Consider the following 22,098-nt stretch of genomic DNA (forward strand, 5'->3'; position numbering starts at 1 on the left):
ACCATGCCCATCAACCGCTCATTCAGCGGCCGCAACCGCGATGTCCACAACCACGGCGGTCGACTTCCGCCAGGACAGTCCCTGACGGAAGGCTTTCCCGTGCTGACTGCGGGCCCCACTCCAAAAGCATTGGCGCTTGGCGATTGGCGCTTGACCTTGAAGGTCGGTGTGCGGCCGGTTCGCGTTTGGACCTGGAGCGAATTCCAGGCCCTGCCCCAGACCGAGCAGGTGGTCGACATCCACTGCGTTACCACCTGGTCGAAATTCGACACCCGCTGGCGCGGTGTGACGTTGGACGCTTTGTTGCAAGCAGCCGGACTGGAAGCGCCCACGCCTTGGGTGCTGGCGCATTCCCAGGACGGCTACTCCACCAACGTGCCGTTGGCCGATCTGACACAAGGGCGCGCAATGATCGCAACGCACTACGATGACCGACCGCTCGCGCCCGAGCACGGGGGACCGGCACGCCTGTTGGTGCCGCATCTCTATTTCTGGAAGTCGGCCAAGTGGGTCAATGCGCTGCAGTTCAACGAGCGCGACGAGGCCGGGTTCTGGGAACTGCGGGGCTATCACATGCGAGGTGACCCCTTCAAGGAAGAGCGCTATGGATGAGGCCGTTGGTCAGCAACGGCTGAGCTGGCAGTCCGCACGCATCGAAGCGTTGCAGGCACTGACTCCACGCGTCATGCGGGTGGTGCTGCGTCCCGACAGATGGGTTCGCCCGAGGCCGGGCCAGCATTTGGATGTCCGACTGACAGCAGAAGACGGCTATCAGGCACAACGGAGCTACTCACTCCTCTCTCCTCCTCAACGTATTGGGCTCTATGAACTGGGCATTGAGCGTTTGGACGATGGCGAAGTATCCACCTGGTTTCACGATGAGGCCCAGCACGGCGAAACGATTGAAATCCTCGGACCAGTTGGAGGACATTTTGTGCTTGACGAGTCGAACACACGACCAGCCTTGCTGATTGGGGGAGGATCTGGCGTCGTTCCCCTTTTGTCCATGGCAGCGCAACGCGTGGGTGCATACAGCCTAGCGCATACAACGTTGTTGATTGCCGCACGCCATCTGGAAGAAGTGTTGCTCTGGCCAACCCTGCAGCGATGGGAAGCGTTTACTCCACGGTTTCGCACCCGACTAGCTCTCTCGCGGGACACCTGTGCCCCGCGTGTGCAGGACCACGTTGGCCGCATTGTTGAAGCCGATGTTGCCTGGGCTTTGCAGCAGTTGGGCAATGTGGCGACCGAATCCGCACAAGTTTTTATCTGCGGGCGCAATGACTTTGTCGAGTCCATCGTTCATATGGTCACCGGGCTGAATGTGCCAGAGGTCTCCATCCGCACTGAGCGTTTCGGAAGTTGAAGCACTTTTTGTTCTTACTTGCCATGACACCTGAAGAAATTCTCCTGACCCGATACGTCTCTGTCCGTTCACGCAGCGAACGGCTGTGTGCTCCTCTGAGTGCCGAGGACCATGTCCCTCAACCGGTTTCCGACGTCAGTCCACCGAAGTGGCACTTGGCTCACACCACGTGGTTCTTCGAGACTTTTGTTCTCGCGCTACAACAGCCGGGCTATCGACTGTTCCATCCTCTGTATGGCTACCTGTTCAACAGCTACTACGAATCTGAGGGCGCTCACTTGGCACGCCCTCGGCGAGGGAGCATGAGTCGCCCGACGGTGGCTGAGGTGATGGCATACCGCGCGCATGTGGACGAGTCCATGCATCGTCTGCTGAAGGAACCACTGGAGCCCGCAGTCGCGGCTTTGGTAGAGCTGGGCATGCAGCATGAACAACAGCATCAGGAGTTGCTGATCACAGACATCAAGTACATCCTTGGCCACAACCCATTGCATCCGGCGTATGACCCTCAGGGCATCGGTCCGCAAGATGTGACGGCCGAACACGATGGCACCTGCCCACCCCTGAACGATTGGCTGAGCGTCGACGGGCAGACGATTCGCATCGGCCACCAGGGGCCAGGGTTCGCCTTCGATAACGAGTCGCCATCGCATTTGGCGCTCATTCAAGGGGTAGACATCCGTGTGGCGCTTGTCACCAATGATGAATACCTTCAGTTTATGCGCGACGGAGGGTATCAGCGCCATTCGCTCTGGCATGCAGAAGGTTGGGACTGGGTGCAAACGCTCGAACACCGTGCGCCAATGTACTGGCTGCCCGACCCAGCCCAGCCTCACGGATGGAGTCACTACACGCTCCAGGGTGTGGCGCCTCTCAGTAGCCAGGCGCCAGTCTCCCACGTCAGTTACTACGAGGCACATGCCTTCTGCGAGTGGGCGGGGTGGCGATTGCCCACCGAGTTCGAGTGGGAGGCAGCGGCAAGCCGGCTCGACTGGGGACGTCGATGGGAATGGACGCGCAGTGCCTATCAGCCCTATCCTGGCTTTGCCCGCAGCGAGGGCGCGGTGGGGGAATACAACGGGAAGTTCATGGTAAACCAGCAGGTCTTGCGCGGAGCATCCTGGGCCACATCACCGGGCCACGCCCGTCTGACATACCGGAACTTCTTTCACGCTCCGTTGCGTTGGCAGTTCACGGGGATTCGTCCTGTTCGCTCGCGGGAGTCGGCATGACTGATCGGGACAGACTGACAGAGCATGTTCTGCAAGGGTTGACGCGACCACAAAAGGCGCTCTCATCCGCTTGGTTCTACGACGACGAAGGCTCGCGCCTGTTTCAGCAGATCATGGCGCTGCCAGAGTACTACCTCACACGCCTTGAGCACGAGCTCCTGCGTTCACGAGCGGACGAACTTTCCCGGTGGATAGACCCTCGGTGCAGCCCGATCGATTTGATTGAACTGGGCAGCGGCGACGGGGCCAAAACGCTGTCGTTGTGCCAGGCACTGGCACAACGTGACGTGGACTGCATTTACAGGCCTATGGATGTGTCCGCACGCGCACTAGCGGATCTGAGCCGCCGCTTTGACACGTACCTCCCCCGCATGGCCATCGAGCCGGTGCTGGGAGACTACTTCGAGCACTGGCCTCAGGTCGCCGAAGGGCGACGCCAGGTTGCAATGTTACTGGGCAGCAATCTGGGCAACCTGGACGAACACGGTGCCGTCAAGCTGCTGCAGCGAGTGCATTCGAATTTGCGCCCGGGTGACCTTGTGCTGCTTGGTCTGGATCTGGTCAAGGACCCGGCCATGCTGCGCGCAGCTTACGACGACTCTCAAGGCGTGACAGCTGCGTTCAATCTGAACCTGCTGACACGGTTGAATCGCGAGTTGGGCATGGACTTCGATCTTGCGAAATTTCGTCATTACGCCAGCTACTGTCCGCTGGAACACGTGGCCAGGAGCTTTCTGGTTAGCCAGGTGGACCAGGTGGTCAACAGCAAGACCCTCGACCGAGGTTTCGTTTTCCTTGCCGGCGAGACCATCTACACGGAGCAATCTCAGAAGTACACGATGGCTTCTATTGAACACCTCGCAGCCCAAAGCGGGTTTGACAACACCTGCACCCTGACCGACCCCCGAGGCTGGTACGCCCTCACAGTCTGGCACCGCCTACCGTTCACCCCAACGCAACAAACGTCGACCTGACATAGGAGCCTGAATGAGCAACAAGATCCATTTGCGCCAGACCATGCTGGACCTTGCCGAAGGGCGCCTGCGGTTTGCTGAACAGGCCTATGCACAATACCTGGTTGGTGCGGCGGGCCGCGGAGATGAACCCGGTGAAAGCGATGCGGCGTCGCGGGCCGTCAACAATGCCGCTCTGGCGCAGGCATTCGAATGCCCCATTCACGACCATCAGGAGGCCCTGGATGTCTTGCGTCAGATTGATTTCGGTCCCCGGGATTCGGTGGAGAAAGGCGCGGTAGTCCGCATCGACGGGCGCTGGTTCGTGGTTGCTGTGGCAAGCGATGCCTTCGAGTGCGACGGGAACACTTACATGGGGATTTCCACCAAGGCACCAATTTACGCGGCTATCGCCGATGCCCGGGCCGGAGATGTTGTCAACTTCAGACAACGCGACCTGCACATCGATGAAGTCTTGTGATGCACCTCGTTCGAGTCTGAACCATGAGCAGCACGCTCCGCGACCTGGTTCGGCGCTTTCAAGGCTCAGGGCGGCTTGATGCCATCGTCCTGCGTCCGGATCGCCTGAAGGACGCGGTGTCGGTGCAGGAGGTCAGTGCCGAGCCGGGTCTCGGTCTGATTGGCGATCACCGCTCTCTGCGACTTCGCCGGACGGATGCACAACGCCATCGCGAGCTGAGCCTGATCCAGGCTGAGCACCTGAGCCTGATCGGTGCCTGGACGGGGCAAGCGCCGATCGCGCCGGAGCGCTTGCGGCGCAATCTCGTGATCTCGGGCATCAATGTTGCCGCGATGCACTCACTTTTTCGGCAAGAACGCTTTGTCTGGCGCATTGGCGAATCGGTTCGCATTGAAGTTACGGGGCCATGTCCTCCTTGTTCACGCATGGAGGATGAACTTGGTGAAGGCGGTTACGCGGCACTGCGCGGTCACGGAGGCGCCACGGCCCTGATTGTTGCCGGTGGCGTGTTGCGGGTCGGCGATACCGTCAGCCTCGAGCTTGAAACTGCCGTGGGTTGAGAGCCATGATCAAAGCAGAGCGCACCCCTGGTTTCCTCCATCTTCTTCGGATGAGCGGCGGCGCGCCGTGGTTGCACATGTGCATCCGCCATCGCGAGACGGAGAGCTATCTCTCGAGTGCCGCAGGCCTGGACAATCTGATTTCCGCGGCCATGGTTTCGGAAGACACCCGGTCGCGGTTGCGCGTTCACGGGCAGGGAGTGATGGTTCTGCTCAAAGCCATGCGCCTGAGGGCTGATGGCGTGGGGCATCCGGAGGACATGGTATCCATGCGAATCTGGATTGACGAGGGTCGGGTCATCACGACCCGTGAGGAGGATGTGGACCCAATCCTCGAACTCGCGGAAGACATCTCTCAGGGGCGTGGCCCGGCGACGCCAGGCGACTTCCTTTGCGACCTCATCGAGGTGCACCTTGCGGAAGCATCCGAGCAGGTCGAGAAGCTGGAGGACGGGGTGGATCTGATCAGCAATATGTTGGTTCATCACCAGACAGAAGCCGCTTGCCCGAGCATGGCCAATACCCAGACCGCGATCTCTGGCTTTCTGCGTCATCTTGGCCCCCAGCGAGCCGTTTTTCAAAAGTTGACAACCCTAGTCGTCCCACCGCTGAATACCAATCACCGAGGCCGACTGGAGGATCACCTGAACCAGCTGTTGCGGCTGCTCGAAACGCTGGTGAATCTGCGTGACCGTATCGATGTCCTCAGTGACCAGGCAAGCCGCATTCAGGAACGACAGCTGAACCAAAGCTCTTATGTCTTTGCCGTGGTATCCACAATCTTCTTGCCCTTGAACTTTGTCACTGGACTGTTTGGCGCCAATCTACAGGGACTGCCGTTCACGGATGCCACCAACGGTTTTTGGGTGTTGGTAGGTCTATGCTTACTAATGAGTGTTGGGTTGGTCGCGGTTTTTCGCTGGTTCAAATGGCTTTAGTAGACGGCTCTTGGACTCTTTGAGGTTCATCTTCGGAGCCGTCCATCAAGGACGGATGCACCGTTAGGAAACACGATACGTGTCCCTAAGAGTGACTTAGGGGAAGTTCACAAGCGACTTGTTAGGCATCGCTGAGTGAGAGGGCGACACGTTTCCTAAGTACAGGCAATAGCTCAGCTTCGAACCAGGGGTTTCGTGCAAGCCATCGATTGTTCCTCGGGCTTGGATGAGGAAGTGGAATGACGCTTGGAAGGTGCATGCGCCAAGACTGAACCACCTCCGTCACCGTTGAGCCTGCATTGGGGAGATGGTAGTCATGAGCAAACTGCCCAATGACCAAGGTGAGTTGGACGGACTTCAGGTGCTTGAGAAGTTTATTTCGCCATGCTGGAGCGCACTCAGGTCGTGGGGGTAGATCGCCCGAAACACCAGTTCCGGGAAAGCAAAACCCCATGGGCAAGATGGCGACTCGACGTTCGTCATAGAAGATTTCAGATGTAACCCCAAGCCAAGAACGGAGCCGCTCGCCGCTGGCGTCTTGAAACGGAATGCCTGATTCATGTACTTTCCGGCCGGGTGCTTGTCCGACGATGAGGATACGTGCAGATCCATGACATTGAAGTACTGGCCGTGGGTCCATCGGGAGACTTGCGGAACATATCTTGCAGGCTCTGACCTCTCGCAGTAAAGCCTCAAGAGAATCCTTGGTGCTGGAGTTCAGCCTTATTGTTGGTATGGATGCCCCCGTTTGTTTGCGCAAACTTGGCGTTCTGATTTTCATGGGCATGGTGAACCACCCCGGGAATCGTGGAGGCCGGTTGGTTTAAGTCAGGCCACCACCATGGAGACCTGACTGGCGAGTTGCCGGTAGTAGTTTGCCTCAGCCTCGGCGGACGGGATGTAGCCGATGGGTTCGAGCAGCCGGTGGTGGTTGAACCATGACACCCATTCGAGGGTGGCCAACTCCACCGATTCCTTGTCTTCCACGTTGCTCGTCGGTGGATCAATTCGGCCTTGTACAGCCCGTTGATCGTCTCGGCCAGCGCGTTGTCATAGCTGTTGCCCTTGCTGCCCACAGAGGGTTCGATACCGGCCTCGGCCAGTCACTCTGTGTAGCGGATACTGACATATTGCGCCCCCTGTCGGAGTGACAGACCAAGCCGCCGTCGCGCTCAGGCTTGCGTGCGTACAGCGCCTGCTCCAGCGTATTGAGCACGAAGTCCGTACGCATCGAACTGCTCACCCGCCAGCCCACATGCGCCGGGCGCACGCGTCGATCACAAAGGCCACGTACAGCCAGCCTTGCCAGGTTGAAACGTAGGTGAAGTCCGAGACCCTCAGCTGGTTGGGCCGCTCGGCTTTGAATTGCCGGTTGACCCGGTCCAGCGGGCACGGTGCCCGAGCGTCGCTGATGGTGGTGCGCTCCACCTTGCCACGGCGCACGCCCTGCAAGCCAAGGCGCCGCATCAGCCGCTCGACTGTGCAGCGGGCAATGGTGATGCCTTCGCGGTTGAGCTGTCTCCAGACCTTGTCGGCGCCGTAGACCTGCATGTTGGCGTGCCACACGCGTTCCATGTGCGGCACCAGATTGTCGTCACGTTGTACCTGCGTGCCTGCGACGACGTGAGTGCGGCCAAGGCGGACATTGCGCATTTCATAGACAGGTACAACACCGAGCAACAACACAGCAGCCAGGGAGACGAGACGCAGGATCGGACCTACTGGGCACTACTGCCGACAATGCGGGAGGCCGCCTAGAATGAAAATCCCTGGTGCGCCCCGAGTTGCCCACAGCGTCGGCCGGTTCGTCGCAAGCGCCGACCGCCGCCGTGGACAACTCTGCACCGCTTCAACCCGCCCGCAGTATCTATATCACTTGGGGTAAAGCTGTTCATGAAAGCGGAGCTACTTAGCTCGGGGGACTCATTGACAAGATTCCCACAAAAAAAGTCAAGAAAGCTAAAATCTGGGTGACAAGACACGCCAGTTGCGTTGGGTTTCACCACCGGAAGGGTTGGGTGGTTACAAGGAAATCCATGGTGATATGAGCCTGCAAACCATGCCCAAGATCACTCGCCTGCGGCAAAAGCTGGAAGCGCTCAAGACGCCATTTCTCATCGAAACAGTGGAAAGCCTTTCCGAGGGCGACAAGATCATTATTTTCTGCGAGTACATGGCGACGGTGGAGGCCATGCGGGATGCGTTTGCACAGGCCGGCATTGCCTGTGTCTCCCTGGTGGGTGCAGACTCTGGCACCCGGCGGCAAAAGGCGATTGACGCCTTTCAGAATGATCCGACCGTCACGGTATTTATCGGCACCACGTCAGCAGCTGGCGTGGGAATCACGTTAAGGATGCCCTGAACAACTCATTCCCAGGCGTGCTACGCCTGGGCTATTTTTCAGATGGTGCAAACTTGAGTTGATTTCGGCAGTTTCCCCTGCCTTTTGCCCTTGAAACAGGGCTTTTTGCCGCTTTTGGCGGCCCGCGCCCTGTTTTCGGGCGCACTCATCCCCGTGCTCCTTGCTGCTGCATCAACTGATGGCGCGCCATCCACAGGTTCGAGAGCGCAAACAACGTCACGATCTGCAGGGTGTTTTTCTTCAGGCCTCGATAACGCACCTTGGTGTAGCCAAACTGGCGCTTGATGACGCGAAACGGGTGTTCCACCTTGGCGCGGATTTGCGCCTTCACGCGCTCGAGCTGATCGACCAGAGCATCTACAGCACTGTGTTCTTTGTCCAATGCCTTGCGTTTGGCCGGCCCCATGGCAACGTGCCACGGCACGTCGTTAGGCGCATCGGCGCGTTTGTCCGCTCCCTGGTAGCCAGCGTCGCCAAAGACCTGCACCTCCTGTCCGTGCAGCAGGCTGTTGCCTTCGACCACGTCGCCGACGTTGCCCGAGGTGCAGCGCACGGTGTGCACCAGGCCGCTGTCGGCATCCACGCCGATATGGGCCTTCATGCCGAAGTACCACTGGTTGCCCTTCTTGCTCGAATGCATCTCGGGGTCTCGCGCGTTGTCTTTGTTCTTGGTTGAGCTCGGCGCGGCAATCAAGGTGGCATCCACGATGGTGCCTTCCTTGAGCTGCAGGCCTTTGGCGCACAGCAGGTCGTTGACGGTGGCCAGCATCTGCTCGGCCAGCTTGTGGCGCTCCAGTCGGTGGCGAAAGCGCAAGATGGTGCTCTCGTCAGGCAGCCGCCCGTGGGCATCGAGCTGGGCAAAGTCCCGGTACAGGGGCGTGTCAAACAAGGCTTCCTCCATCCCCAGATCCGACAGCTTGAACCACTGCTGCAAGAAGTGCAGGCGCAGCATGGTCTGCAGCTCAAAGGGCGGGCGCCCGTTCCTGCCCTGGGGGTAGTACGGGGCGATCAGTTGCACCAGCTCTTGCCAGGGCACGACCTGCTCCATCTGTTCGAGGAAGACTTGCTTGCGGGTCTGGCGCGTGCTCAGGTTCAAGGCGAGGCTAATTTGCTTCATAGATGCTGAGGATGCCAGCGGTGGCTGACAGCTACCAGACAAATGGGGAGGTTTTGCAGGATTTCCTTAACAGCTGCAAACCATGTGGCATTTTCCTCCTTGCCGTGGACGCCGGCATTGATGCGCCAGGCAGAAGATCGCGCCTACCGGTTAGGGCAAAAACGCAATGTACTGGTCATCGTGCCGCTGGTGGCTGGCACGATTGATGAAGGGGTATGGGGTCTGTTGCAGTCCAAGCAGGCCACGGAGCAGGATGTCGTGGAGGCTGTGAAATCCCAGCTGCCCGGCAACAACCCATGATGGCCGTCAATTTTTGGAGATAGACCATGACCGAAAATTCTGAGCGCACCAGTCAAGAATCCGACAATTACGTTGCGAGTTTCGAGACTGGCATCATGGCACGCAACGGCGAATGGGTCGGCATCTGCATCATGTTCGCGATGTATGACCGCCGCACCAAGCTCACGCATTGGCCACCCAAGGCCTTTGCCTTGCTCATGAAATCTCTGGCTGGCTATTGCAACCACCTTGGCAGCAATGCCTTCATGCTGCGTGCCAAAGCCGATCCCTCGCTGGTGGAGAACCTTCCTGCGAGGCACCCCTACCACACACTGTTGACGGAAGTGCCAAAGCTGACCGAGGACGAGGTAGGAAGAGCCGGCCGGGCCACGGTCATTGAACGCGCTACATACACAGTCACGGGCACGGCATTGGAGTTGCGCGCCGTTTTCGGCGACGGGCGTACCGAAAGTATTATCTTGCATGAGTACACCGCCCTCAGTCTGTTTGGCTACCTGCAGGAATACCTGGAGGCGGCTGACATATTGACCGGCCCTGCTGCAGGCTCTGCTTGATGCTGCAGCGCCAGCCAAAACTCTTGCTCATGGAAACTTCAGGGATTTCTCCCGACATGGCCTTTCGTCTGGCGAGCGCTTTTGGCACGAGCCCTGAACTTTGGGCGGGCATGCAGATGCAGTACGACCTGTATCAGGCCAGCAAGGCAAAGCGACCGTGCATTCATCGTTTCGTCTCCGCTTTCCCTGCATGAGAGCACCGCAATACCCCAAGGGCGATCTTCGCCGCATGCTGGCCGTGCTGGGCGCCATAGATGCCGGCCACTGTACCCTGGTGCAGATCGTGGCTGCGACTGGGCTGGATAAGAAAACGGTCACCTCACTGGTTGCCCAAGCTGGCGAACAAGCCTGTGTTTTCATCAGCAAATCGGGCGCGTCATACAGCATCGAGGCCTGGGGGCCAGTGCTGAAAAAAGAAGGTGCCAAAAAGGCTTGGACAGGTGCATTAAACGCACCTATGATTGATTCCGCCAACTAAGGAATAGCCATGAGCACCACAACCGTCAGCAACATACGGACGCACTGCCCAGGCCTCATCGCGGCAAACACAAACTGATTGGAAAGCACATTATGCAAGCAACCATTATTAGAGAACTTGGGCAAGCCACCAAGGCCAAATATGCCGTAGTAGCGGCCCTTGTAGCCCTTCTGATTGGTGGCGGCGTTTGGATTTCAACTGCGCACCGGCACAGTGAGCTTGTGGACTTGACGGAGGAATCTTGTGCATATGACATCACCGACACTGGGGATGACTTGACTCCCTCTATCGACGGTAAGCGAATTGGGACGTTCGAGAGGCATGGGAACGGCGACGTGCAACTCACCCTGGGGAACGGCTTTTCACCAAAAGCAAATGCCTGCATTGAAAAAGCCGGGCTTGGCGATCGCATTTCGTCAATTAGAAAATACCGTTGAACTCGAAGGAAACCGAAATGATGAACTTTTGGATTCTGTTCGTGGCGCTTGCACTTCCTGCCATTGGATATGCAGCGGCATGGTTGCATGTCGGTGGGTTCTATTACCTCCGCCATCCTGGTGCCGAATTGGTGGATCACGCTATGCACCTCGGGATGCAAAGTGATTTCACCGTCAGCGACATGATGAGCAGCCTAGCTGGTGTTAAGGATGGCGAGGTGCGTTCTGAATGCGAAAGGCTGCGCAGCCAGTTAGCAATCCGAAAAACATCGGTGTGGGAGAAGCTGGTTCTTTCGATAAATCGCCCCTCTTTTAGCGAAACGTATGGATATGCCAGTCCCGCCAGCCTGGCACAGCCAGGCAACTCTTGCTGGCGATGAGCAGCAGCATGGCCTCTTTCAGCCGGTTCAAGTCGTACCGGCCGGAGTGAGTTTGTTGCGATTGTGCTCTGCAGATGGGTTAAAAAACACTTGTGTATCGTATCAATATAATATATCGTATCTGTAGTGATACTAACGGATATGCTATGATATGACTCATCGAGGAATTACAGCCGCTCACGTCGCAGCCGCCGCCGAGGCGCTGCAGGCCGAAGGCCAGCAGCCCACCATTCGCGGGGTGCGCGAGCGGCTCGGCGACACCGGAAGCCCGAACACCATCCAGAGGCACCTGGCCGCGTGGCGCAAAGCACGCCCAGCAGCAGCACCTGGGCAGGAGCTACCGCCGGCACTGGCTGCGGCAATTGCTGCCGAGCTGACGCGCGCTGCAGCCTCAGCGCGTGAAGCCGCCCAGGCCGAAATCGACCAGGCGCAGGCCGAGGCTGCGGAGCTGGCCGCAGCGGGCGAGGCGCTGGAGGGCGAGCGTGACGAGCTGGCTGCGCAGGCGCAAGGGCTGCGCGGGGAGCGCGACAAGCTCACGGGGCGGGTTGATACCCTGCAGGCTGAGGGCGAGCGCCTGCGTTCCGCCCTGCATGCAGCGCGGGAACAGTCCACGGTTGCGCAGCAGGCCGCAGCCGTGGCCCAGGCGCAGACCCAGGCCGCGCTGGAGCGCGCCACGCGTGCCGAAACACTGGCCTCGCAGCAGGCCCAGGAGCTGGCCAAGGCCCAGCAGGAGGCCGCGCATCTGCGCGGGCGACTGGAAACAAAATGACTGCTTACGGCGTCGTATGCAATTCCCCGGGTGACCGACCTGGTTGAGCGAAAGGCTCCAGGAGAGGACAAGCACCGCAAGTGGTCAGCGAGTAAACCATCGGGGGCGCTTGTCCGCGCTGCTGGGCGAGTTCCGGAGGGGGCTTTCAGACATCGGACATCGGTTGAACACCAGTCCCATTAAGAGGACACACCTCGCACGGCACAGATCGACCAAGGCGCTATTAACACAAAGCATAGCGTTAGCACCGCAAAATTTTACTAGTTGTATTAATCAGTCACTTCCCTTGACGTTTTCCGGGGGGGGGTAACATTTTTTCAACTAATTACAAATTCTTCTGCGATGCGCAAGAATCTTCCCGTCACACAGGCCAACTTTGACTTTCCAGCGGATCGAACCCTGATTTCGATCACTGACACCAAGGGTCGCATCACCTACTGCAATGCGGACTTCATTGCTGTCAGCGGGTACAAAGAGGATGAGCTCTTGGGCCAGCCGCACAACCTGCTGCGCCATCCGGACATGCCTGCCGAAGCGTTTCGGGATTTCTGGGACACCATCCAAAAAGGCCTGCTGTGGAGCGCAGTGATCAAGAACCGGCGCAAGAATGGCGACCATTACTGGGTACGTGCCAACGCGACGCCGATGCGCGATGGCGAGCGTATTGTCGGTTTTCTGTCGGTACGCTCGCGTCCGAGCAACGAAGAAATCCGCGAAGCCGAACAGTTGTACGCGAGCATGAGCGCGCATGCCGAGGCCGGCAAAAAGGTGTATTCCTTCCGCCACGGCGAGCTGATGCGTGTCGATGCCTTGGGGCGGTTGGCAGGGGCGTTGCGCCTGCGGCCCAGGGGGCAATACGCAGCCTGGATGGCATTGGCTGCGGCGGGGCCGGTAGTCGTCGCAAACACGGGCGGTCCACTGTGGGGCGTCTGGCTGGCCGGCGTCGTCAGCGCGTGTGTGGCGGGGTATGGCTTGGCAGGCGTCACGTTGCGCCCGCTGAAAAACGTGATTCGCGTCTCCCGGCAGCTGGCGAGTGGCGACTTGTCGCAATTTTTTGCGGTTCAGGGCAATGGTGTTGCTCGCAGTCTGCTGCTGCCCATGATTCAGGTGGGCCTGTCCACCAGAACCGTGATGGGCGACGTGCGCGACGACCTGCGACGCCTGCAAACGGCAGCGCAGGAAATTGCACACAGCAGCAACGATCTGTCCGCGCGCACCGAGGCTCAGGCGGCCAGCCTGGAGCAAAGCGCTGCGGCGATGGATGAGATCAACAGCACGGTGCAGAACACCTCGCAACTGGCCAGCTGCGGCGTACATATGGCACATGAAACCACCGCTAACGCCCAACGCAGCCAGGAAGCCATACGCAGTGTGGCCGACACCATGCAGGAAATCACTCAGTCGTCCAAGCGGATCGGGGACATCATCCAGGTGATCGAAAGCGTGGCGTTCCAGACCAATATTCTGGCGCTGAATGCGGCGGTGGAAGCTGCGCGAGCCGGTGAACAAGGGCGTGGTTTCGCCGTGGTGGCCAGCGAGGTTCGCTCGCTGGCGCACCGCACGAGCGGCCTGGCCAAGGAGATCAACGACATCATTCGCGAGTCCCAACAGAGAGTAGCGACGGGCGGCCAACGCACCGCACAAGCAGGTCAGCGCATGGAGGAGGCGATGCAGTCGGTGCAAAAAGTCGCTCAGATGCTGCAGCAAATCGACCAGGCTGCGCGCGAACAAGCCCAGGGTGTGGTTCAGATCAGTGAAGCGGTGCAGCATATAGACGGCATCACCCAGCAAAACGCCGCCCTGGTGGAACAGCTGGCAGGCGCGGCCCAGCTCATGGATGCCGAAGCCAGGCAGGCCCGCCACAATATCCAGGTGTTTCGCCTTGGTCGTGGAGACCGCACACATGCTGAAACCGACGCCGTCGAGTTGCGCAGGCGCTCGCGCGAGCGCTCGGACGCCGAGCCACTGGCGCTGGAATACGAAGCATAGCCCTGAACTACTGCACCGCGATGCACTGCGGCTGCGCAGGATCGAGGTGGGGCATAGTAAAGAGCGGTAGGGCGGACTGAGCGGGGGTGGGTCAGGCCCGAACTGGCTCTGGGCTTCCCACCAGTGACTGGGCCTGCAAGCCCAGCGTCAAAATCCGTCGGATCATGAGCACTGTGAGTGGACGTTTGCCATTGAGCACTTCATACCCCCGCTGACGTGATCCACTGTAGGGCGCGATGTCGGCCACCGTCAGGCCCGATTGGTTCATGCGGAATTTGATGGCCTCGAAGGGCTCGAGTGGCTCCAGGGGGCAGTGCTTGCGCTCCCAGGCTTCGATGAGCGCTTCGATCTATGCGCCTTCCTCGCTGGCGGGGTCGAGTATCCACGGACGCTCACGCCAGGGTTGGATTACAGCTGTTGATCCTTGATCTGTTGGAGGTGTGGCAGTACGATAAATACCAATTATTGGTATAAAATGGTACCGAGCCAAGGAGAAAATCCATGAGAAATACCTCCGTATCCCTCGGACAACACTTCACCAGCTTCATTGATTCCCAAGTGCAGGGCGGGCGTTATGGTTCCGCAAGCGATGTAATCCGGGCAGGGTTGCGACTGCTTGAAGAGCATGAAACCAGGGTGAAGGCGCTACAAGATGCGCTGAGTGCCGGCCTTGAATCTGGCGAACCGCACCCGTTCGACTTTGAGGCTTTTAAGGCCCGTAAGCGTGCAGGATTTCAAGCGCAATGAAGGTCATCGCGTTTTCGCCAGCGGCGGAGGCGGACATTGGCGAGATGTGGGACTACAGCGCGGACAGGTGGGGGCCAGACCAGGCTGACAGCTACACCGACACAATTCGGGATGCCTGCTATGCGCTAGCCCGAGGAACAAAGCAAGGCCGCCCCTCCGTGTTGCCGAACCTGCAGAAATACCTATGCGGCTCGCACGTGGTCTATTTTCTGGACTACCCCGATCACTTGGACGTTATCCGCGTGCTGCACCAACGGCAAGATGCCGAGCGGCACCTATAGATTCAGGAAACGCTCTTCTGTCTTGAGCGCGGGATGATAGTCCGCTGCGGTGCTGATCCAGATTGAGGGCAGGGTGCGGTTCATGGCGTTGGCTCCACGGTGTGGGCGTCGAAGACGACTCTTGACATCGCTCCCCGAACCATATAGCTTTCGTCCCGTGACATGCCGCAAGGCACCACGCAGCGTCTCAACTCTTGAAAGGCGCACGCACTGACTCCCAAGGTCGGTGCCAGAGTATTTTCGTTGCAACCCGGACAGGGATTTTGCGTATTCCTGTCCTCGGCCTCACGGTCGGTGTCGGGCTGCGTGATCTCCTAAGTCCATTCTTTTGGAGATCATGATGACTGCTTCCGCACAAACCAACCATTTCAACCTGCATGTCAATGGCGTCGGATACGTGAACCGTGTCCGCTGGGTTGAACCTCGTCGCAACGCCGGCCGCCGTGCCGAACCCTTCCTTGCCTGTTCCGTGTCTGCCATTCGTGGCAATGCGGAGAGCCCCGACTACACCTACTTCGACCTGCGGGTCAGTGGCAGCGAGGCCATCGAGATGGTCGAGCGCCTGAAGGTGGATGTCGAGGAAAAGCGCAAGGTGTTCATCGCATTCCGCATTGGGGACATCTATCCCCACATGTACGAACGCGATGTACGTGAGCGCGATGGTCGCAAGACTGGCGAGAAGGAGATGGCAGCACTCATCAAGGGTCGCCTGCTCCTGATCAACAGTATCACCATCGATGGTGAAAACGTGTACCGGCGCGATCCCGAAGCCGACCAGCCCGTTGACGACCTGCAATCCGCTCCCCCGGAGCTGGAGCAGGGTTCGCCAGCGGCGCAACCGGTCGAACAGGGTGAAGGGCTGCAACGCGACACTGCGCCGCAGGTGGCCGAGGGTGAACCTCAACGCCAGCGTCCCGAGCGCATCCAGGAACGTGTCCAGCCGGCTGCTCGTCCGCCGCAAGCACGTCCTGCCAGCCAGCGTCCCGCCTACAACGGTGGATACGCTGCCGGTCGTACCGTCCGCCAGGGCGCCGACTATGTTGCTCGTGCCGTAGCCTGAAACTCAGCGCCACGACCAGACCCCTCGCATTCGCCTTCGTGGCGAATCGAGGGGTTTGGTTTTTTGAAGCGAACGGAGTACCAGATGACAGAGCCACAACACCCACAGACCCCTGCGCATGGCCTGTTGGCCTGGCAGTATTGCAACAAGTGCCTGCCACTGCAGGTGTTGCAGTCGCGGGCGGGCTACTACCTTGGCACTTGCGATCAGGATGGGCCAGTGTCCCGCGAGTCGGTGGAGTATTTCCTGACCGCTGACCAGGCGTATGCAGCGCATCGCAGCCGCGCATGGACGCAACGCATGGAACCCTAGTGTTGCCTGCATGCAGCCTTGATGTTGCGTCGCCAGGACTGCCAGGTCGCAAGCCTGTCAGTAACTTCAAGCCTCGGAGAGCCCAGGCCGCTCAAGCGGTCTGGGTATCTTCTATTTTTTCCAACCTCACGGGACAGCCCTCATGTCCCGCGAGGGGCGTGCGTGGAGTGCTTCCGTGTTTTTTTCACCAGGAGTACATCTTGACCAAAATCAACGCCACCCCTGCCAACCGCAAGACTTTGCGCCGCCACGCCCGCGAGGCAATGGCCGCTTACAGCTGCGTTATGACGTGGTTGCTGCTGGCCGACGACGGGGATCTGTGGATCGCGGAGGAGCCCCAGGGGCAATCTGTATATGTCGGCAGCGATAAGATCATCGCGATGACCGGCGGCTATCACAAAGCCCAAGGTGACGGCGCGGTTTTTGATCCCGCTACCGGCCGCCCGTACCGCACCCAGCGCGACTACCTGGCCGATCTGCTGGGAGAGGATGTGTACGTGCGGATCTTTACGTCATCTTGTAGCGCGAGACATGACGTAGTGAACGCAAACGGCAATCTCATCTGCAGCTTTGGCAAGGACTACGCAGGAGCCAGGGCTTATACAAAGGCAAACGAGGGCTGCGGTTTAAAGTATGGGCTGCACGTGCGCCGATACTACGTATGACAGGCACCGTCATTCACCTGCGCGTCCCGGCCGCCCTCAAGGCGCGCTGGGTGCGCGAAATACCGCAGCGCGTGGAGGCGCACATGAAGAAAATCGTCCCCATCAGTATTCCTGAAGGCGTGTCATTTGCCGATTTGCACCTAGCCCGCGACCCCGGCACCGGAGACGTGTCTTTTGACACCGCCGTGATCGAGCTCATCGAGCGTGAGAGCGGTCTGCCTCACGGCTTTTTCATGGGCCAGGACGAAGACGCCTTGGGTGAGTTGATCTCCACCTGGTACAACCGGCACATTGCCGCCGGTGGTGCGCGCGACCCGGTCGCAGACGACCTGATCGCCGAGGTGGGCGCAGAGGATGCGGCCGGACAACCGTACAGCCACACACCAGGTCGAGCATGAGCAATCCGTGGAAACCTTGGTCTTGCAACGCATCCAGTCAGTCAGTCTTGATTTTCTGATGCCCAGCGCATATCCTTAGATCGCTTTGCGAGTGTTTACTGGTGTCACTTGAATAACCAGGGCCAGCACTGCTGGCGTATGAGGCCCATCAACCCCTGAAGTGGGCACGCGCGCAAGCGTCGGGGTACCCTCGGCACGCCTCCTCGAACTGCACACACACTCGCTGTTGCGTCGCCAGAACTGCCAGGTCGCAAGCCTGTCAGTAACTCCAAGCCTCGGAGAGCCCAGGCCGCGCAAGCGGTCTGGGTATCTTCTATTTTTTCCAGCCTCACGGGACAGCCCTCATGCCCCGCGAGGGGCGTGCGTGGAGTGCTTCCGTGTTTTTTCACCAGGAGCACACCACCATGATCACAGTCAAAAATGCCACCCTGCGCGTCAAGCGCATCAACGGCCGCAATGGCCCGTTTTGTATTGCCGACCTGTCCACCGACTTCGGTGAGTTCAAGGTCAAGGAATCACTGCTCGACCAGTTCGACGAGGGCACCTACGAGGCGACCGTGTGGATCGACGAAATCTACATGGGCCAGTATGTCGCCTACGGCAAGGCCGTCACGGAGATTCGGGCACGCCTGCGCGATGTGCAGGTGCTGACCGAAGATCAACGACCGGTGTCCGAGGAAATCGTTGAACCCGATCCCCTGGAAGAGCAGCCGCAGCCGGCACCCGCCATCCAGAAGCCACCCGTCCAGGAAGAGCCCCGCGACAAGCGCTGGGACAAGTTCAAGAAGTCCAAGGAGGAAGCCGCACCCGTACAGGACGCGGATGAATCTGAACCTGCAAACGATCTGTTCGATGAAGAAACCTGGTCGGCCATGGAGCGGGCCATGCCCGTCAAGCTCGATGCCTCCGTGGATCGGGCCTTGTTGAGACAGCAGGCAGGAATGCTCAGGCAGCGTGGCTATCGCTTCGATGCCAAGCAGCAGACCTGGCTCTTTACCAGTTGACAGGAAGGGGAGCCCGCAAGGGTTCCGCCTCCAGCCCGCCTAGCGGTGGGCTGACCTCTACATCGTCCGTTGGGTGTAGAGGCCAGCCTCCCGGCATGCCGCGGGAAGATGTCCTAGCAGGGTGGCGGCGACCTCATGCGTCCGCAGCTTTGCGAATGGGCGGTGTGCGGTGAAAGCCAAACCGCACCGTTGACCCTCGCGCCTTTTATTGGTCACCTCGACCCCCGCCTTCGGTGATCCACCTGCCGCCCCAGCTCCTCGGAGCAATGACGGGCCGCAGTGAGGGGGTGCAGTTCAAGCAATCGTTTCTAGCCCGGAACCCGATGGGTTCCCCGAGTGCCCGCAGCGTGGCGGACACTGGGGGAAACCATCTGACCCGAACCGAAGATGGTCTCAAGGCGTGTTCAACCCTGAAAACACGCGGGCCGGCGCAAGCCTACCGGGTACAACTGTGATTTCCATCAACCCTTGCGGGCGCCTGTTCGCAAGGGCCAGGCCCTGCATTTTTCGATGCAAGGAGTAGACTGATGAGCGTGTCTCATTTGACTGTTTACGGTTCGTTGTCGCGAGCGGGCATCCCCTCCGATAACGCCAACGAGGTGGAACAAGCCATGAAACAGATGGTCGATAACGGCGTCGAAGGCGTGCGCGGCGATGTTCGGGATTTGCGAGAGCAAGTTCTGAGCAAAGCGGACGGGCAAGTGCTTCGGGCTGAAATCGTGGCCGAGCTTCACAAGGTCATCAACGATCTCACGATCAAGATGTTCGGTGCGATGCTGGCTTCCACCGGCATCATCATCGCCGTGGTGATCAAGCTGGCGGCATGACATGGCTGTCGATTTCTACAAAACCCTGGTGGCGGCCGGCAAGCCCCACGATACGGCCTACAAGGTGGACAGGGCGCTTCATGAAGTGCTCGACTATCTGAGGCCCGTCATGCTCAGGCGCGAGATGCCCTGGCCTGAGCTGCACATCTTCGAGGCGTTTACCGAGTTGGGCACACCACCCGACATGGCCAACAGGCTCGAAGGCGAGTTCCAGAAACTGCTCTGGGACTTGCGTGAAGAAGGCTGGGAACACCGACTGCGTTCCCGCTGAGTTCGTCCGGCACTGCAGCCGGACTGCATTTTCATCAACCCCCTGGGGACAGCCAATCCCCGTGCGGGGTAGGTCGTCCCCGTTTTTTCTCATGGAGACGACGATGACCTTCAACATCTTTGCCCTGACTGCCGACGCGCAAGAGCGAATGCTGTTTCACAGCATCTTCAACGAGTGGCTGAGCCGAGCATCCGACGAGGACTGGCAGCAATTGGAGCAGGCGCGCGAGCGCTTTGCACCCAACGAAGTGTGCTCGGCCGTCAGGCTGGTGCGCCGCTGTCTGGCTCGCCGGGATCTGGCGCGGGAGCTTCCGCAGTCCCTGCGCCAACTACTGCAAGAACGGAATTGGCCGCCGGCTTGCGACGGCGCGATAGCGCTCTGAGCCGGGGCAGGGCCTGCCTCAAGTCCATGTCCTCCAGCAGTTCGGTCAAATCGACCTGCTGGGCGGCATTGCCACCCTGGATGGGTATCAGTTTCGTGCGATCGGCCATGGCCGACAGTGTGCCATCGCATGGGCCGATTCCCGTATCACTCATTTCAACAACCCGGATGGGGCGACGCTCCTGCCGGGGGTGTCCTCCGTCCATTTTTGACTGGAGAGCACCATGTTCATCAATTCGATCGTCTCTTGCGCTGAAGAGAACTCGCCGCTGCTGGTGGCCGAGGCCGGTGGCTGCTACAGGCCGGCGTCGGATGTCGAAATCCTGAATGCCGCCGAGCTGCGGCTGCTGGCCAGGGTGCATCACGGACCGGCTCTGCAGACCCCGACGGCGGTCAAGGAATACCTGCGGATTCGCATGGGCACCTTGCCACATGAGGAATTCGTGGTGTTGTACCTGGATAGCCATCACCGACTGCTGCATGCTGAAACGCTGTTTCGCGGCACCTTGGGACAGACCTCCGTGTATCCGCGCGAGCTTGCCATCGGGGCGCTGCGTCATGAAGCCGCGGCCGTCATGGTGGCCCATAACCACCCCAGTGGCGATCCAACCCCATCCCGCGCAGATGAGGCGCTGACGCAGACCCTCAAAACAGCCCTGGCGATGCTGGACATCCGGCTGCTCGATCACTTCATCGTCACGCCGATGCAGGTATTGAGCCTGGCCGAGCAAGGCTTGGTCTAACCCTCAACCCGGAACCCACCCACGGATGGGTTCCCACAGCGCCGGGCCCGCACATAGGCAGGGCAGGGCGCTGTGGGAAACCATCCCTCCAACCGAATGATGGTTTTGCGCTGTGTTCAGCCTTGTAAACACAGCCGGTCGCCCTGGCGATCGAGGCAATTCTCCAACTTCATCAACCCGGACGGGCTGGCCCCTCCGGGTCACCTGTCCATCCACTGCACCAAGGAGGTGTTTCATGAGTACTGATCTAACGCAGAAATCTTGCCTCACCGATGGCATGGAGGACGGCGCTGGTGCATCGGTGGCTGGTTCCGACACTGTTCCGGGCCTTGCCAGCGAAAGCGCTGTGCCCGAACTCCAGGCCGAGATGCCACAGGCCGAGCAGCTGCCCAACTTTAGGCAGCCGTTCGGCTTTGAGATGTGGTCGCGCTGCTGGCAACCGCTCTAGCGTTACTGGCTTCGCTTTCATCAACCCGGATGGGCTGCCCCTCCGGGGCACCTGTCCACCACCTGTTCAAGGAGGTGTTTTATGGCACTTGCACTGTGCATGCCGGCCTATACTGGCCCCATGCAAAAGCCCTATCTCATTCACGCCGAGTGGGACGACGAGGCGGGCGTTTGGGTGGCAACCTCGGACGATGTTCCGGGTCTTGCCACCGAAAGTGCCTCACTCGAAGCCCTGGCAGAGAAGCTCCACCACCTGGTGCCTGAGCTGCTCGAAGCCAATGGCGTAGCGATGGATGATGCGGTTACCTATGAGCTGATGGCGCGTCGCTGGGGCATCACTTCACGCGCGCTCCATTGAGTCCATGGGCGCCAGCTTTACGCCGGAGCTGATCCGGCTGCTGCGCGCTGCCAGCTGTCGTTTCGAGCGTCCTGGCAAGGGCGATCACGACATCTGGTACTCGCCACATACCGGGACTCGCTTCCCGGTTGACCACAAGATCAAGTCTCGCCACACCGCCAACGCGGTGCTCAAACAGGCAGGCTTGCCCAAGTCGTTCTGACCTGCCCGTTCGCGGCGCTTCGGCGCTGCACGGGCCTTCCTTTCTTTCAACCCCCGGGGTGTTCCTGCCCCGAACGGGTGCGGGCATCCCACTTTCCTTTTGGAGACAACCATGTCCGCTTCTATGAACGCGTCTTTTGCATTCGGGCGTCCGCTGTTTGAGCTCGGCAGCATCTGCATGACCGAAGGCGTCTGCGACCTCGTCGGAAACGGGCTGCTCAGGCCCGCCCCCTTAGTGCTCCGGCATGTCTCGGGCGACTGGGGCGAGATGGACGCCGAGGATTGCGCGACCAACAACCGTGCCGTCAAGCATGGCGGTCGCATCATGTCGTCCTACCAGATCAACGCCACTACCAAGATCTGGATCATCACCGAATGGGATCGCTCGGTGACCACCTTGCTGCTCCCATCTGAGTATTGAGTCTTTCTACCACCAACCCATGCGGGGCCAGGCATCCCGCATGGGGTGCTGTCTCCGCTTGTTCAA

Annotated in this window: 33 protein-coding genes and 1 pseudogene; 31 read left to right on the top strand and 3 right to left on the bottom strand. The window is 59.6% G+C overall.

Annotation, left to right across the window (positions count from 1 at the left end):
• The first annotated feature begins 3 nt into the window (after positions 1–3).
• The 7 genes from QY917_RS04965 to QY917_RS04995 are packed head-to-tail and all read left to right on the top strand — an operon-like array spanning position 4 to position 5,530.
• Entirely contained in the window at positions 4–612 is a 609-nt protein-coding gene (locus tag QY917_RS04965) for a sulfite oxidase-like oxidoreductase (protein WP_123676625.1), read from the top strand.
• Positions 605–1,366: an FAD-binding oxidoreductase gene (locus QY917_RS04970; RefSeq protein ID WP_162844561.1), complete on the top strand. Its 762-nt coding sequence runs from the start codon at positions 605–607 to the stop codon at positions 1,364–1,366. The genes QY917_RS04965 and QY917_RS04970 overlap by 8 nt, the downstream gene beginning before the upstream one ends.
• Positions 1,367–1,389: 23 nt before the next feature.
• Positions 1,390–2,598, top strand: coding sequence for an ergothioneine biosynthesis protein EgtB (gene egtB / locus QY917_RS04975; RefSeq protein ID WP_123676627.1), 1,209 nt, complete (start codon positions 1,390–1,392; stop codon positions 2,596–2,598).
• Positions 2,595–3,572, top strand: a complete 978-nt coding sequence (egtD, locus tag QY917_RS04980; protein ID WP_123676628.1) for an L-histidine N(alpha)-methyltransferase — start codon at positions 2,595–2,597, stop codon at positions 3,570–3,572. The genes egtB and egtD overlap by 4 nt, the downstream gene beginning before the upstream one ends.
• Positions 3,573–3,585: 13 nt before the next feature.
• Entirely contained in the window at positions 3,586–4,032 is a 447-nt protein-coding gene (locus tag QY917_RS04985) for a hypothetical protein (RefSeq protein ID WP_123676629.1), read from the top strand.
• Between the two features lie 23 nt (positions 4,033–4,055).
• A complete protein-coding gene (locus tag QY917_RS04990) occupies positions 4,056–4,592 on the top strand; it encodes an MOSC domain-containing protein (protein WP_123676630.1) in 537 nt (178 codons plus the stop codon).
• A 5-nt stretch (positions 4,593–4,597) separates the two neighbouring features.
• Positions 4,598–5,530, top strand: a complete 933-nt coding sequence (locus QY917_RS04995; protein WP_123676631.1) for a CorA family divalent cation transporter — start codon at positions 4,598–4,600, stop codon at positions 5,528–5,530.
• A gap of 121 nt (positions 5,531–5,651) precedes the next feature.
• On the opposite strand, the gene QY917_RS05000 is transcribed toward QY917_RS04995, so the two are convergent.
• Together QY917_RS05000 and QY917_RS05005 are read right to left on the bottom strand one after the other, a co-directional pair.
• On the bottom strand, positions 5,652–6,251 hold the full coding sequence (locus QY917_RS05000) for a uracil-DNA glycosylase family protein (RefSeq protein ID WP_302079267.1): 600 nt from the start codon (positions 6,249–6,251) through the stop codon (positions 5,652–5,654).
• 107 nt (positions 6,252–6,358) lie between these two features.
• Positions 6,359–7,138: pseudogene (locus tag QY917_RS05005) on the bottom strand (IS3 family transposase); the annotation flags it as partial.
• Between the two features lie 436 nt (positions 7,139–7,574).
• On the opposite strand from QY917_RS05005, the gene QY917_RS05010 reads away from it, so the two are divergent.
• Positions 7,575–7,892, top strand: coding sequence for a C-terminal helicase domain-containing protein (locus tag QY917_RS05010; RefSeq protein ID WP_123676632.1), 318 nt, complete (start codon positions 7,575–7,577; stop codon positions 7,890–7,892).
• A gap of 145 nt (positions 7,893–8,037) precedes the next feature.
• Here QY917_RS05010 and QY917_RS05015 read toward each other — a convergent pair whose 3' ends face one another.
• Positions 8,038–9,009, bottom strand: a complete 972-nt coding sequence (locus QY917_RS05015) for an IS5 family transposase (RefSeq protein ID WP_123676633.1) — start codon at positions 9,007–9,009, stop codon at positions 8,038–8,040.
• Positions 9,010–9,093: 84 nt separating this feature from the next.
• Here QY917_RS05015 and QY917_RS05020 point away from each other — a divergent pair, with 84 nt between their 5' ends.
• The 23 genes from QY917_RS05020 to QY917_RS05130 all read left to right on the top strand — a co-directional run bounded on the left by QY917_RS05020 (position 9,094) and on the right by QY917_RS05130 (position 22,032).
• Complete coding sequence (locus QY917_RS05020; protein WP_302078866.1) at positions 9,094–9,309, top strand: hypothetical protein; 216 nt, start codon at positions 9,094–9,096, stop codon at positions 9,307–9,309.
• A 26-nt stretch (positions 9,310–9,335) separates the two neighbouring features.
• Entirely contained in the window at positions 9,336–9,863 is a 528-nt protein-coding gene (locus QY917_RS05025; protein ID WP_123676634.1) for a hypothetical protein, read from the top strand.
• The gene (locus tag QY917_RS05030) at positions 9,863–10,057 is read left to right on the top strand and encodes a hypothetical protein (protein ID WP_302078868.1); all 195 of its coding nucleotides are present in this window, start codon (positions 9,863–9,865) and stop codon (positions 10,055–10,057) included. The genes QY917_RS05025 and QY917_RS05030 overlap by 1 nt, the downstream gene beginning before the upstream one ends.
• Positions 10,054–10,341 carry a hypothetical protein gene (locus tag QY917_RS05035; protein ID WP_123676635.1) on the top strand — a complete coding sequence of 96 codons (288 nt, stop codon included), beginning with the start codon at positions 10,054–10,056 and terminating at the stop codon, positions 10,339–10,341. Before QY917_RS05030 ends, QY917_RS05035 begins: the two co-directional genes overlap by 4 nt.
• 92 nt (positions 10,342–10,433) lie before the next feature.
• On the top strand, positions 10,434–10,778 hold the full coding sequence (locus tag QY917_RS05040; protein ID WP_148061015.1) for a hypothetical protein: 345 nt from the start codon (positions 10,434–10,436) through the stop codon (positions 10,776–10,778).
• Positions 10,779–10,795: 17 nt separating this feature from the next.
• Positions 10,796–11,158 carry a hypothetical protein gene (locus QY917_RS05045; RefSeq protein ID WP_162844562.1) on the top strand — a complete coding sequence of 121 codons (363 nt, stop codon included), beginning with the start codon at positions 10,796–10,798 and terminating at the stop codon, positions 11,156–11,158.
• 151 nt (positions 11,159–11,309) lie between these two features.
• Positions 11,310–11,927 carry a DNA-binding protein gene (locus QY917_RS05050; RefSeq protein WP_123676636.1) on the top strand — a complete coding sequence of 206 codons (618 nt, stop codon included), beginning with the start codon at positions 11,310–11,312 and terminating at the stop codon, positions 11,925–11,927.
• A gap of 342 nt (positions 11,928–12,269) precedes the next feature.
• Entirely contained in the window at positions 12,270–13,916 is a 1,647-nt protein-coding gene (locus QY917_RS05055; RefSeq protein ID WP_123676637.1) for a PAS domain-containing methyl-accepting chemotaxis protein, read from the top strand.
• 501 nt (positions 13,917–14,417) lie between these two features.
• Positions 14,418–14,663 (top strand): type II toxin-antitoxin system ParD family antitoxin, encoded by a 246-nt coding sequence (locus QY917_RS05060; RefSeq protein ID WP_123676638.1) that lies wholly within the window; start codon positions 14,418–14,420, stop codon positions 14,661–14,663.
• Positions 14,660–14,944 (top strand): type II toxin-antitoxin system RelE/ParE family toxin, encoded by a 285-nt coding sequence (locus QY917_RS05065; protein WP_123676639.1) that lies wholly within the window; start codon positions 14,660–14,662, stop codon positions 14,942–14,944. Before QY917_RS05060 ends, QY917_RS05065 begins: the two co-directional genes overlap by 4 nt.
• A gap of 337 nt (positions 14,945–15,281) precedes the next feature.
• Positions 15,282–16,004 (top strand): DUF3577 domain-containing protein, encoded by a 723-nt coding sequence (locus QY917_RS05070; RefSeq protein ID WP_123676751.1) that lies wholly within the window; start codon positions 15,282–15,284, stop codon positions 16,002–16,004.
• An 84-nt stretch (positions 16,005–16,088) separates the two neighbouring features.
• Positions 16,089–16,316, top strand: coding sequence for a hypothetical protein (locus QY917_RS05075; protein ID WP_123676640.1), 228 nt, complete (start codon positions 16,089–16,091; stop codon positions 16,314–16,316).
• Positions 16,317–16,516: 200 nt separating this feature from the next.
• Complete coding sequence (locus tag QY917_RS05080; RefSeq protein ID WP_148061017.1) at positions 16,517–16,981, top strand: hypothetical protein; 465 nt, start codon at positions 16,517–16,519, stop codon at positions 16,979–16,981.
• Complete coding sequence (locus QY917_RS05085) at positions 16,978–17,379, top strand: hypothetical protein (RefSeq protein ID WP_123676642.1); 402 nt, start codon at positions 16,978–16,980, stop codon at positions 17,377–17,379. Before QY917_RS05080 ends, QY917_RS05085 begins: the two co-directional genes overlap by 4 nt.
• A gap of 404 nt (positions 17,380–17,783) precedes the next feature.
• On the top strand, positions 17,784–18,383 hold the full coding sequence (locus QY917_RS05090; RefSeq protein ID WP_123676752.1) for a DUF3275 family protein: 600 nt from the start codon (positions 17,784–17,786) through the stop codon (positions 18,381–18,383).
• 527 nt (positions 18,384–18,910) lie between these two features.
• Positions 18,911–19,210, top strand: coding sequence for a hypothetical protein (locus tag QY917_RS05095; RefSeq protein WP_123676643.1), 300 nt, complete (start codon positions 18,911–18,913; stop codon positions 19,208–19,210).
• 1 nt (position 19,211) lies between these two features.
• Positions 19,212–19,481, top strand: a complete 270-nt coding sequence (locus QY917_RS05100; protein ID WP_123676644.1) for a hypothetical protein — start codon at positions 19,212–19,214, stop codon at positions 19,479–19,481.
• A 103-nt stretch (positions 19,482–19,584) separates the two neighbouring features.
• Entirely contained in the window at positions 19,585–19,863 is a 279-nt protein-coding gene (locus QY917_RS05105) for a hypothetical protein (RefSeq protein ID WP_148061018.1), read from the top strand.
• A 223-nt stretch (positions 19,864–20,086) separates the two neighbouring features.
• Positions 20,087–20,605, top strand: a complete 519-nt coding sequence (locus QY917_RS05110; protein WP_123676646.1) for a RadC family protein — start codon at positions 20,087–20,089, stop codon at positions 20,603–20,605.
• 235 nt (positions 20,606–20,840) lie between these two features.
• Positions 20,841–21,053 carry a hypothetical protein gene (locus tag QY917_RS05115; RefSeq protein ID WP_148061019.1) on the top strand — a complete coding sequence of 71 codons (213 nt, stop codon included), beginning with the start codon at positions 20,841–20,843 and terminating at the stop codon, positions 21,051–21,053.
• Positions 21,054–21,134: 81 nt separating this feature from the next.
• A complete protein-coding gene (locus QY917_RS05120) occupies positions 21,135–21,410 on the top strand; it encodes a DUF1902 domain-containing protein (RefSeq protein ID WP_302078878.1) in 276 nt (91 codons plus the stop codon).
• 4 nt (positions 21,411–21,414) lie between these two features.
• Complete coding sequence (locus QY917_RS05125; protein WP_123676648.1) at positions 21,415–21,612, top strand: type II toxin-antitoxin system HicA family toxin; 198 nt, start codon at positions 21,415–21,417, stop codon at positions 21,610–21,612.
• A 111-nt stretch (positions 21,613–21,723) separates the two neighbouring features.
• Positions 21,724–22,032, top strand: a complete 309-nt coding sequence (locus QY917_RS05130; RefSeq protein WP_302078882.1) for a hypothetical protein — start codon at positions 21,724–21,726, stop codon at positions 22,030–22,032.
• Positions 22,033–22,098: the final 66 nt, after the last annotated feature.

Origin of the sequence: Diaphorobacter sp. C33 (assembly GCF_030503915.1) — a bacterium.
Lineage (GTDB): Bacteria > Pseudomonadota > Gammaproteobacteria > Burkholderiales > Burkholderiaceae_C > Diaphorobacter > Diaphorobacter nitroreducens.

What these genes read in the sequence shown, in the direction of transcription:
- QY917_RS04985 (WP_123676629.1), top strand. Translation starts at nt 3,586, where the DNA reads ATGAGCAACAAGATCCATTTGCGCCAGACCATGCTGGACCTTGCCGAA.
- QY917_RS05075 (WP_123676640.1), top strand. Translation starts at nt 16,089, where the DNA reads ATGACAGAGCCACAACACCCACAGACCCCTGCGCATGGCCTGTTGGCC.
- QY917_RS05120 (WP_302078878.1), top strand. Translation starts at nt 21,135, where the DNA reads ATGGCACTTGCACTGTGCATGCCGGCCTATACTGGCCCCATGCAAAAG.
- QY917_RS05110 (WP_123676646.1), top strand. Translation starts at nt 20,087, where the DNA reads ATGTTCATCAATTCGATCGTCTCTTGCGCTGAAGAGAACTCGCCGCTG.
- QY917_RS04970 (WP_162844561.1), top strand. Translation starts at nt 605, where the DNA reads ATGGATGAGGCCGTTGGTCAGCAACGGCTGAGCTGGCAGTCCGCACGC.
- QY917_RS05130 (WP_302078882.1), top strand. Translation starts at nt 21,724, where the DNA reads ATGTCCGCTTCTATGAACGCGTCTTTTGCATTCGGGCGTCCGCTGTTT.
- QY917_RS05010 (WP_123676632.1), top strand. Translation starts at nt 7,575, where the DNA reads ATGAGCCTGCAAACCATGCCCAAGATCACTCGCCTGCGGCAAAAGCTG.
- QY917_RS05050 (WP_123676636.1), top strand. Translation starts at nt 11,310, where the DNA reads ATGACTCATCGAGGAATTACAGCCGCTCACGTCGCAGCCGCCGCCGAG.
- QY917_RS05015 (WP_123676633.1), bottom strand. Translation starts at nt 9,009, where the DNA reads ATGAAGCAAATTAGCCTCGCCTTGAACCTGAGCACGCGCCAGACCCGC.
- QY917_RS05060 (WP_123676638.1), top strand. Translation starts at nt 14,418, where the DNA reads ATGAGAAATACCTCCGTATCCCTCGGACAACACTTCACCAGCTTCATT.
- egtB (WP_123676627.1), top strand. Translation starts at nt 1,390, where the DNA reads ATGACACCTGAAGAAATTCTCCTGACCCGATACGTCTCTGTCCGTTCA.
- egtD (WP_123676628.1), top strand. Translation starts at nt 2,595, where the DNA reads ATGACTGATCGGGACAGACTGACAGAGCATGTTCTGCAAGGGTTGACG.
- QY917_RS04990 (WP_123676630.1), top strand. Translation starts at nt 4,056, where the DNA reads ATGAGCAGCACGCTCCGCGACCTGGTTCGGCGCTTTCAAGGCTCAGGG.
- QY917_RS05045 (WP_162844562.1), top strand. Translation starts at nt 10,796, where the DNA reads ATGATGAACTTTTGGATTCTGTTCGTGGCGCTTGCACTTCCTGCCATT.
- QY917_RS05030 (WP_302078868.1), top strand. Translation starts at nt 9,863, where the DNA reads ATGCTGCAGCGCCAGCCAAAACTCTTGCTCATGGAAACTTCAGGGATT.
- QY917_RS05115 (WP_148061019.1), top strand. Translation starts at nt 20,841, where the DNA reads ATGAGTACTGATCTAACGCAGAAATCTTGCCTCACCGATGGCATGGAG.
- QY917_RS04995 (WP_123676631.1), top strand. Translation starts at nt 4,598, where the DNA reads ATGATCAAAGCAGAGCGCACCCCTGGTTTCCTCCATCTTCTTCGGATG.
- QY917_RS05105 (WP_148061018.1), top strand. Translation starts at nt 19,585, where the DNA reads ATGACCTTCAACATCTTTGCCCTGACTGCCGACGCGCAAGAGCGAATG.
- QY917_RS05095 (WP_123676643.1), top strand. Translation starts at nt 18,911, where the DNA reads ATGAGCGTGTCTCATTTGACTGTTTACGGTTCGTTGTCGCGAGCGGGC.
- QY917_RS04965 (WP_123676625.1), top strand. Translation starts at nt 4, where the DNA reads ATGCCCATCAACCGCTCATTCAGCGGCCGCAACCGCGATGTCCACAAC.
- QY917_RS05100 (WP_123676644.1), top strand. Translation starts at nt 19,212, where the DNA reads ATGGCTGTCGATTTCTACAAAACCCTGGTGGCGGCCGGCAAGCCCCAC.
- QY917_RS05070 (WP_123676751.1), top strand. Translation starts at nt 15,282, where the DNA reads ATGATGACTGCTTCCGCACAAACCAACCATTTCAACCTGCATGTCAAT.
- QY917_RS05025 (WP_123676634.1), top strand. Translation starts at nt 9,336, where the DNA reads ATGACCGAAAATTCTGAGCGCACCAGTCAAGAATCCGACAATTACGTT.
- QY917_RS05125 (WP_123676648.1), top strand. Translation starts at nt 21,415, where the DNA reads ATGGGCGCCAGCTTTACGCCGGAGCTGATCCGGCTGCTGCGCGCTGCC.
- QY917_RS05035 (WP_123676635.1), top strand. Translation starts at nt 10,054, where the DNA reads ATGAGAGCACCGCAATACCCCAAGGGCGATCTTCGCCGCATGCTGGCC.
- QY917_RS05085 (WP_123676642.1), top strand. Translation starts at nt 16,978, where the DNA reads ATGACAGGCACCGTCATTCACCTGCGCGTCCCGGCCGCCCTCAAGGCG.
- QY917_RS05055 (WP_123676637.1), top strand. Translation starts at nt 12,270, where the DNA reads ATGCGCAAGAATCTTCCCGTCACACAGGCCAACTTTGACTTTCCAGCG.
- QY917_RS05065 (WP_123676639.1), top strand. Translation starts at nt 14,660, where the DNA reads ATGAAGGTCATCGCGTTTTCGCCAGCGGCGGAGGCGGACATTGGCGAG.
- QY917_RS05090 (WP_123676752.1), top strand. Translation starts at nt 17,784, where the DNA reads ATGATCACAGTCAAAAATGCCACCCTGCGCGTCAAGCGCATCAACGGC.
- QY917_RS05040 (WP_148061015.1), top strand. Translation starts at nt 10,434, where the DNA reads ATGCAAGCAACCATTATTAGAGAACTTGGGCAAGCCACCAAGGCCAAA.